This is a genomic window from Oscillochloris sp. ZM17-4 (assembly GCF_019599295.1).
Lineage (GTDB): Bacteria > Chloroflexota > Chloroflexia > Chloroflexales > Chloroflexaceae > Oscillochloris.
Window position 1 is genome coordinate 47062 of the sequence record NZ_JAIEWN010000037.1, and the last position, 8144, is coordinate 55205.

The following is an 8144-nucleotide window of genomic DNA, read 5'->3' on the forward strand; positions in this document are numbered from 1 at the left end:
GTCATGATGCACCTCAGAGCGGCCAGAGTATATAGAAGCCCAGGACATCGGGCGGGCCGGAGGGGCGCACGGTCACGCGCCCGCCGCCGGTCTGGGCGCGGACGCGCTGGTGTGACTCGCGCAGGCGACCGGCGCGGGACTCGGCGACCGCCTTGAGGTCGCCGCGCAGTCCGGGGAGCAGCGCCAGGGCGTCGGCGATACCCTGGGTGCGCTCGGCGGCGCTCACATTCTCGCGGGGCTGCGCGCGGCGCAGCAGGTCCAGGGCGTCCGCCTCGTCAAGCCAGCGGATCACCCCATCCTCGCGGGTATAGCCGCTGACCACCAGCTCCTCGGCGAGTGCCGGGGCGGCCTGGCGCGGGCTCTCGATCAGGGCGCGGACGCGCAGGAGCAGCAGCACGGTCGCCCGCTCAACCACATCGGTGATGATCAGGCCGCTGCGCGCCGCGAGCGGGCGCTCATCGCCGGGCACGAGCGCCGTCTCCAGCACATAGTCGGCGAGGGCGGCGGTCAGCGGGTGGTTCCGGCCGACGCTCTCGATGTTGGCTGGCGCGGCCGCCGCGAACGTTAGGCTCAGGTCGCCACGCTTATCGGCCAGGTGCGCCACACGCTCGCGCACGGGCGGCGGGAGCTGGCTCGGCGTCAGGCGGAGGGTGGTCGGCGCGCCCTTCGTCGCTGGGGGCAGCGCGACTAGCGGCGCGCTCAGGCGCACACAGGCGGCGCGCACGAACCCCTCGACGGCAGCGGGGTCGCCGAGCACCGCGTCGCTCTCTTCCAGCTCCTGGGCGACCTCCTCGGGCCGGATGCGGCGCTGCGCGAAGCGGGTGCGGCTCTCCTTCTCACGGGCCACCGCATCATCCCAGCGATGCTCGATCGCCCGCAGCTGCTCGTCGGCGGCCGCCTGCTCGCCCTGCGGCTCACCGTCGAAGAGGCTCAGCTGGCGCGTGCTGGTGCCGAAGAGCGAGGAGATCAGGGCGTTGACCATCGTGTGGGTGTCCACGGGCAGCGGCACACTGATGCCGAGGCTGCGATGAATACTGACCGCCTTGCGCAGCAGCACCTTCATCACCGCCTCGTCCATCGGGTTATCCTTGCCGTAGATCAGCGCCGTCCGCACGGTCTGCGCCCGCTGGCCGTAGCGATCCACCCGGCCCTCGCGCTGCTCCAGCCGATTGGGGTTCCATGGCAGGTCGTAGTGGATCACGGCGTCGAAGGCGTGCTGGAGGTTGATGCCCTCGCTCAGACAGTCCGTGGCGACGAGCAGGCGGCGCGGGCTGCGGCTCAGCTCGTCAATCAGCACCTCGCGCTCCTCCTCTGATCGCTCGCCCGTCACCGCGAGCACCCGCAGCTCGCCGCCGCTCACCTTGAGCTGACCACTCAGTTGCTGGGCAAGGTAGGTGGCGGTGGCGATGTAGCGGCAGTAGACGATTGGGTTGAACCCAGCGCGCAGCAGCTCAGCGAGCAGTGGGATGAGCGCCTGGAGCTTCGGGTCGTCCTTGCCCTGCAGTGCGGCGGCGCGGGCCGCAAAGCGGATGAGGCGGGCGCGCTCACTGTCGGGGCTGCCCTGCTCGACGACGGCGACCGGCTCAAGATCCTGCACATGCTCCTGGTCGGTAGGATCGGCCACATAGCCACTCAAGAGATCGTCGCTCGCCGCGGTATCAGCCTCCAGCTCCAGGCTCGCCTCGCCGGCGGCGCGCACGCGCAGCGCCTTCTCGGCCGCGGCCGGGCTGCTCATCACGCAGCGCAGCAGTGCCAGGGCCGCCCAGTAGCGCGCGCGCTGGCGCACCCGCGTCACGCCGGCATCGGCGCTCTCGCGCACCAGCTCGCGGGTAAACTCAAACACATCGTCGAACAGCTTCCGATAGCCGGCGGCGCGGGCGAATGAGTACGTCACCTCCGCCGACTCACGGGCCGGGAACGGTGTGTCCTCGTTCAGCCAGTGGCGTACGTCGGCGCGGCGGCGCTGCACAAAGTGGCGCGCGAGGTCATCGCGCTCGCGCTCAGCCAGCCGCTCCAGGCTCAGCGCGGCGAAGCGCGGATCGAGCAGGCCGAGCAGGCTCCGGAAGGCGTCCTCAATGCCCGAGTGCGGCGTGGCCGTGATCAGGAGCAGGTGCCGATCTTTTTGCGACGCCACGGCCCGCACGAGGTCGTAGCGCTGCTGCTGGCTTGCGCCGCGCCCGCCCGAGTCGGTGGCGGTATGGGCCTCATCGACGATGATCAGGTCGGGGGCGGCACGTAAAAAGTTGTCGCGACGCCGCTCGCTCTTCACGTAGTCGATACTGGCGACGGTGATCGGATAGTGCTCCCAGAGGCTCACATCGCCGCGCGGCAGGCCGCGCTCCAGGCCCGCTGCCGTGCTAGAGCGCACCACCACCGCCTCCAGCGCAAACTTCTCACTCAGCTCGCGCCGCCACTGGTCGCAGAGGTGCGGCGGGCAGAGCACGGTCAGCCGACGAATCTCGCCCCGGTCGTACAGCTCGCGGGCGATCAGGCCGGCCTCGACCGTCTTGCCGATGCCGACATCATCGGCGATCAGCAGGCGCACCGTCTCCAGGCGCAGGGCCATCAGCAGCGGCACCAGCTGGTACGAGCGCGGGCGCACGCCAATCCGCCCCAGCGAGCGGAACGGCCCGGCACCGCTGCGCAGGCTCAGGCGGGCGGCGTCGCGCAGCAGCTGCCCCGAGGCGAAGTCGCCCGAGGTCGCCGGGTCGGGCAGCTGGAACTCAGCTGACCCAACGCCATCCCCCTCGACCGGCAGGTAGATGCCGCAGACCTCTGCCTCCGTGCCGCCAAGCGGACGGAGCATCAGCAGATCGGGGTGCTCCGACGGGAGCACCACCCACTCGCGCTCGCGACAGCTGACCAGGGAGCCAACCTCGAATCGGGGCATCACTCAGCCTTTCCAGAAGGTATGGGCAGCGAGCTGTTCCAGGACATCACGCTCAGGATCGATCACGTGGATGATCCGCCCGAGCTCGGCCAGGCGCGTGCGTAGGGCGGCCACATCCTCGCCGGGGGCCGGGCAAAGCAGGCAGGTGCGGCCGAAGCGCAGATAGCGCCCGGCTCCATCGCCCTCGACGCTCGGCTCGCGCCCGCCGTTGGTCCGAATCACCTCCCGCACGTGCTGGAGCTGCGGGCGCAGATCAGCTTCGTCAGCCGAAGGCGTCGCAATCACCTGCCGAACCTGAGCGGCACTCAGGCCCAGCAGGAGGTCGCGTACCGTATAGCGATTCAACCGCGCGTGCTGCATCTGGTTGGCATAGGTGAGCAGGCAGCGATAGCAGGCCCGCGCACAGGCGTCACCCGCCGGAAGGGCCGCCCCAGTCGCTGGGTCGAAGTGACAAATCTCCAGGGCCGTGCGGGCCACCTGGGCCAGGGCCTGCGGCTCCTCAACCAGGCGGCGCAGCACACCAGCACCACCCTCGGAAGCCTCCCAGAGCAGGATCTGACGCAGCCCACCCTCGCCAATCAGCTCCGACTGTAGTTCCTGGTCTTCGAGCTGGAAGTACTCCTTCACCCCGCGCTGGAGCGCGTTTTGCAGGCTCATGATCTGCTCGTCGTCGGCTGCCAGCTGCGGGTCGCACTGGAGCAGCAGGATGTTGCGGGTGTCGTGAACCACGATCTGCACATTGCGCTGGATCTCGCCACCCTCGGGTGCGAGCGTCTCCTCGGTGGCGTCCTGCGGGTCGCGGTTCCACCAGCCGCCCTGCAGGTCGAGCCGGAAGCCCTGCTCCTTGCTGCCGCGCCAGCCGTGGTTGATGCGCCAGATCGTGGCCTGGGCACCGTAGCTGAGGGCCAGCGGCGGCAGATCCGCGCCGTGAACGGTACCATAGAGGCGGCGCAACTCGCCGCCCGCCGTCGCGAAGCGGTAGTGCGTGCTGATCCGGTAGCCCTTGCGTCGGCGCTCCTCCTCCTCGGAGGTGATCCGCTCGATCCGCCGCGTGCGCACGGTGGTCATCTCGAAAAGGTTCTCCAGGCGCAGGGCCGGCGGCGCATCGAGCGGCGCGCGACACTGAGCGCAGAGATCATTACCAAGGCCCTCGTGGAAGTAGCCGCAGCGGGCGCAGATTTTGGCCGCACGTAGCTGGCGGGCAGCGCCGCCGGCAGGCAGGAGCGAGCGTACCACCTGATACTTACGCCCCTCGTGGTAGATGATATTCTGCGGGCCGAACTCGCTGAGCGCCAGGAAACGCGGACGAGCTAGGTAGACCCCATCGTCCCCGCCGGTGTGGAGGAATGCCCGCACCGGCAGGCGCGGGAAGTTATAGCCCGGCAGAAAGCCCTCGCTGGCCAGGTAGCGGTAGGGGTAGAACTCAGCCTCGCTGGTGCGGTTGTTCCGCACGTTGCAGAGCAGATCTTTCTGATTAAGCGCGTCGCGGTGTCGGCGGTCTGCCTCATCGATCTCGGTGCGTGAGAGCGAGCCGCGGCGGTGGGTGCGGCTGCGCTGCGCGATTGCCTCCTGGAGCTGCAGGTCGGCCAGGCGATACAGGTCGCGCCAGCGGTCGAAGGCATGATCGAAGACGTCCAAGGCTGCGGCCAGCTGGTTGTCGAGCCAGTCGGCGTCGAACCAGCGTACTGCCCTCAGGGCCGGCATCACCGTTGCGAGCGCCCGCTCACAGACCTCCCGGCAGCGCCGGGCCGCCTCAGCGTCGAGCGTAAGCCGGCGCCGCAGCTCGTTGTGGAGTGGCAACTCCGCATCATCGGTGTCAATCACGCTCAGCAGCGACGACTCGAGATCGACGCGGGTGGCCGACAGCCAGATCGCGTGGACGTGGGCCCGCACCAGATCTTCATTCGCCAGCTCGATCTGCGGCGCTGCCACCGCGCCGGCGACCATGTCTTTCGGCCGCTGGAAAAAATACTGGTCGTGGCCGCTGCCCATCGAGCAGTAGGTCATCACCAGGGCGGCCTGGCCGCTGCGCCCGGCCCGGCCCGAGCGCTGGGCGTAGTTGGCCGGCGTGGGCGGCACATTGCGCATGTGAACCACGTTCAGGTCGGCGATATCGATGCCCAGCTCCATCGTCGGCGAGCAGTAGAGCACTTTCAGATCGCCGTCGCGAAAGAGTTGCTCGCGCTTGATGCGATCAGCTTGCGCGACCTGGCCGGTGTGCTCACGGCCCTGCACCGCCGTCAGGCGCTCAGCCGCACCCAGGTAGAAGTCACGGAAGAACGTGTTGACCGGCAAGCCGAGCGGCGTGCTACCCGCCAGGCGTCGCGAGCGGATCGGGTCGGGCGCAGGCGTCCGATCCGCACCGTGGTACCACAGGATCGCATCGTGGCGGATCTGCACCGCCCGCAGCGCGCCGTCGGCGGTGTACTCCCCGGTGAGAATATTCGCCCTGACGAGCACCTGCAGCAGCACCTTGAGCAACTCCTCGTAGTCTGCATCACGGAGCCGGCCCTCCTGGGATGGCCACGCCTGCGGCGAGCGCAGAAAGCGCCCAACCGCCGTCTGCACCGAGAGACTGCGCCCACCAGGCGGCAGCGCCTCATCGCCGGGTAACACAAAGCAGCTGGCCTTGCGCAACGCATAGATCTCGGCTTCGTCGAGCTGCCAGTCATCATTTACCCGCGCGTTAAAGCGGCTCACCCAGACCGATTGCTGGTCGGGATCGAGGCAGGGAGCGTCGATTGCCAACTCGCGACGCATATGGTCGAGCAGCGCCCGAATGGTGTGCTCGCGCACCACTGGCGACGACTGCTTCAGCATGTCGTGGCCCTCCCAGGAGCGCGGGAGTTGACAGATCTCGTGGAGATCCAGGTAGTCGATGGCCAACAGGCCACACTGCTCCAGGTTCGGCTGGGTCACCCGCCAGCTGCGGCGCAGGTCCTCGTAGATGCGGTACTCCAGCAACAGAGTCAGCGCCTCGGCGTTGCGCCGAGTGGCCCCAGGCGTGTCGGCGGGGTCTTTCGCATAGATCTCCTGAGGCATCGCAAGGGTCGCGCAGACTGCGCGGGCGATTGCCGCATGGTCAAGCGGATCGTCTGGGGCGCGGGCCGTGATCGTGCGCGCAATCGCTGAGCGCAGGGTGGCCACGGTCGCAAAGTCGTTGAAGTGGCCAGCCTGGAGCGAGGCATCCTGGCGGTTATCGGTGAAGCTCAGCAGCTTCTGGGCCTGGCGATCCAGATCCGAGCGGCGCAGCTCGTCGATCGTCGCCACCGAGAGGAGAGTCGTCGCGGTGCTCCGGCCCTCGCTGCTCAGGCGGGCCAGCTTGCGGAAATCGTCCTCGCGGCGGGTGTAGACCACCCCGCAGCGCAGGCAGGTCAGAAACGGTGCCGGGATGAACCAACAAGACTCGCCATCGTCGCTGCGCTCGGCCAGGCTGCCGTCGGGCCGCACAAACAGGCGGCGCGGCACATACGGCTTGTACTCCTTGAGGATGCTGCGGCCGCGGCGGGTGATGCGGAACCAGGTATCAGGCAGGCGGTCGATATCATCCTCGGTCCAGGCCTCGTCACCGACCAGGAGATAGCCAGCCGTCGCCGGGGCTTCCACATCCTCACCCCGCGAGAGCGGATGGCGCGGCTCCAGCCGATCTTGCGCCGGGTCGAGCGCGCAGAGCGCGTAGTGCTGGCCGCACTCGCGGCAGAAGACCTGCGGGTAAAGCAGGCGTCGCTCGCCGGGGCCGCCGAGGGCGTGCTGCCCCTCCAGGGTCAGCTCACGGCGCGGCGGCGACGCGGCGGTGGCGTAGAGCGCCCCGCCCTGTGAGATAAACTGGTGCAGCTTGAAGGCGAAGGGCGCTTTCGTGGTCGGGTCTTTGCGCGTGCCCAGCCGGAAGAAGTGCTGGATGGCAGCTTCGCAGCGATCCAGATCCACCCCGGTGAACGCGGCCAGCTTCGCCGCACCTCGCGTAAGCTCAGCGGCCGGGCCCGGATGAGCGTATTTGTACGCGGGTCAACCTGCAGGCTGTAGGTGTCCTCGATCCATGCCGCCAGCGGATGCTGCTGGAATGCGGTGAAGCTGAGTGTCTCGGGCAGCTCCGCAGTGAGCATCGCGGCCAGCTGGTCGGCCGTCGGGCGAGGGGAGCGCAGGATCGCCCGGTGCAGCGTCTCACCGATCACCTGATCGACACCAAGCTCAGCCCCGAAGATCGTACTGGCCACCCGGGCGACCGCCACACCGGGGTCGCTGCCGCCCTCGGCCGAGATCATCGTCGCGCTGGTGCCAATGCACGTCAGGTTCGGGTTGCCGCAGCGCTCGCGCAGGCGGCGCAGCAGCATCGCCACATCGGCGCCCTGGCGGCCGCGATAGGTATGGAGCTCATCGAGCACGACAAACTGGAGCCCAGTCATCCCCGCCTCGACGAACCGAAACTCGGCGGGCCGGGTCAGCATCAGCTCCAGCATCACATAGTTGGTCAGCAGGATGTGCGGCGGATGTTCTTGGATCTCACGCTTCTGACTCTCGCTTTCCTGACCGGTGTAGCGCCGCACCTGCACCAGGTGGCGATCCTCAGGCGGCAGGGTATCAAGGAAGGCGTTGATTCCCAATTCCTGCGAGTTGATCAGCGCATTCATCGGGTAGACCAAGATCGCCCGCACCTGGCCACGCTCGGGCTCATCGCGCAGAATGTGATCAACGATCGGCACCACGTAGGTCAGGCTCTTGCCCGATCCGGTACCAGTGGTAACCACATAGTGCCGCCGCTGCTGTGCCAAGGTGATCGCATCGCGCTGGTGGCGATAGAGCCGGAGCGAGCTGAAAGAGTCGTCCTTCTTCCAGCCAAAGATCTTGGCGCAGAGCGGATGGAGAACGTGGCTCTGGGCCAACTGCACGACGGTCTGGTCGGCGGCGTAGGCTGGGGAGAGCTGGATCAGTGCGTCGGGCCAGAGCTCACCAGCCTCCAGCCGCTCCTGAACATAGGCGCGCATCGTGAGGTCGGCGATAGTAAGGAAACTCGTGGTGTAGGCCGCGTAGGTGTCGACGATGTGTGAGCGAAGCTGAAAGACATCCACGGGTGTGCTTTCCAGATAACGCGGCAGAGTCGAGACTGATCACACCACTACCGCCGATACGCACCACATCTGGGGGATGATAGGGAGTGAATGCAATGGTGATAGCGGATTGCCGGAAGTATAACACGCCGATATGAATTACGCATTGATTGTGTGGAGGCCGTTACGTCCTGGGGACTACCGCGCCA

3 protein-coding genes are annotated in these 8144 nt (G+C 67.8%); all 3 read right to left on the minus strand.

Features of this window, described 5'->3' with window-relative positions:
- Positions 1 to 13: 13 nt before the first annotated feature.
- Positions 14 to 2890, minus strand: coding sequence for a helicase-related protein (locus K2Z83_RS21225; RefSeq protein WP_220597191.1), 2877 nt, complete (start codon positions 2888 to 2890; stop codon positions 14 to 16).
- Positions 2891 to 2893: 3 nt separating this feature from the next.
- On the minus strand, positions 2894 to 5932 hold the full coding sequence (locus K2Z83_RS21230) for a helicase-related protein (RefSeq protein ID WP_370650246.1): 3039 nt from the start codon (positions 5930 to 5932) through the stop codon (positions 2894 to 2896).
- A gap of 722 nt (positions 5933 to 6654) precedes the next feature.
- On the minus strand, positions 6655 to 7956 hold the full coding sequence (locus K2Z83_RS30110) for a DEAD/DEAH box helicase (protein WP_370650244.1): 1302 nt from the start codon (positions 7954 to 7956) through the stop codon (positions 6655 to 6657).
- Between the last annotated feature and the right edge of the window lie 188 nt (positions 7957 to 8144).

What these genes read in the sequence shown, in the direction of transcription:
- K2Z83_RS21225 (WP_220597191.1), bottom strand. Translation starts at nt 2,890, where the DNA reads ATGCCCCGATTCGAGGTTGGCTCCCTGGTCAGCTGTCGCGAGCGCGAG.
- K2Z83_RS21230 (WP_370650246.1), bottom strand. Translation starts at nt 5,932, where the DNA reads ATGCCTCAGGAGATCTATGCGAAAGACCCCGCCGACACGCCTGGGGCC.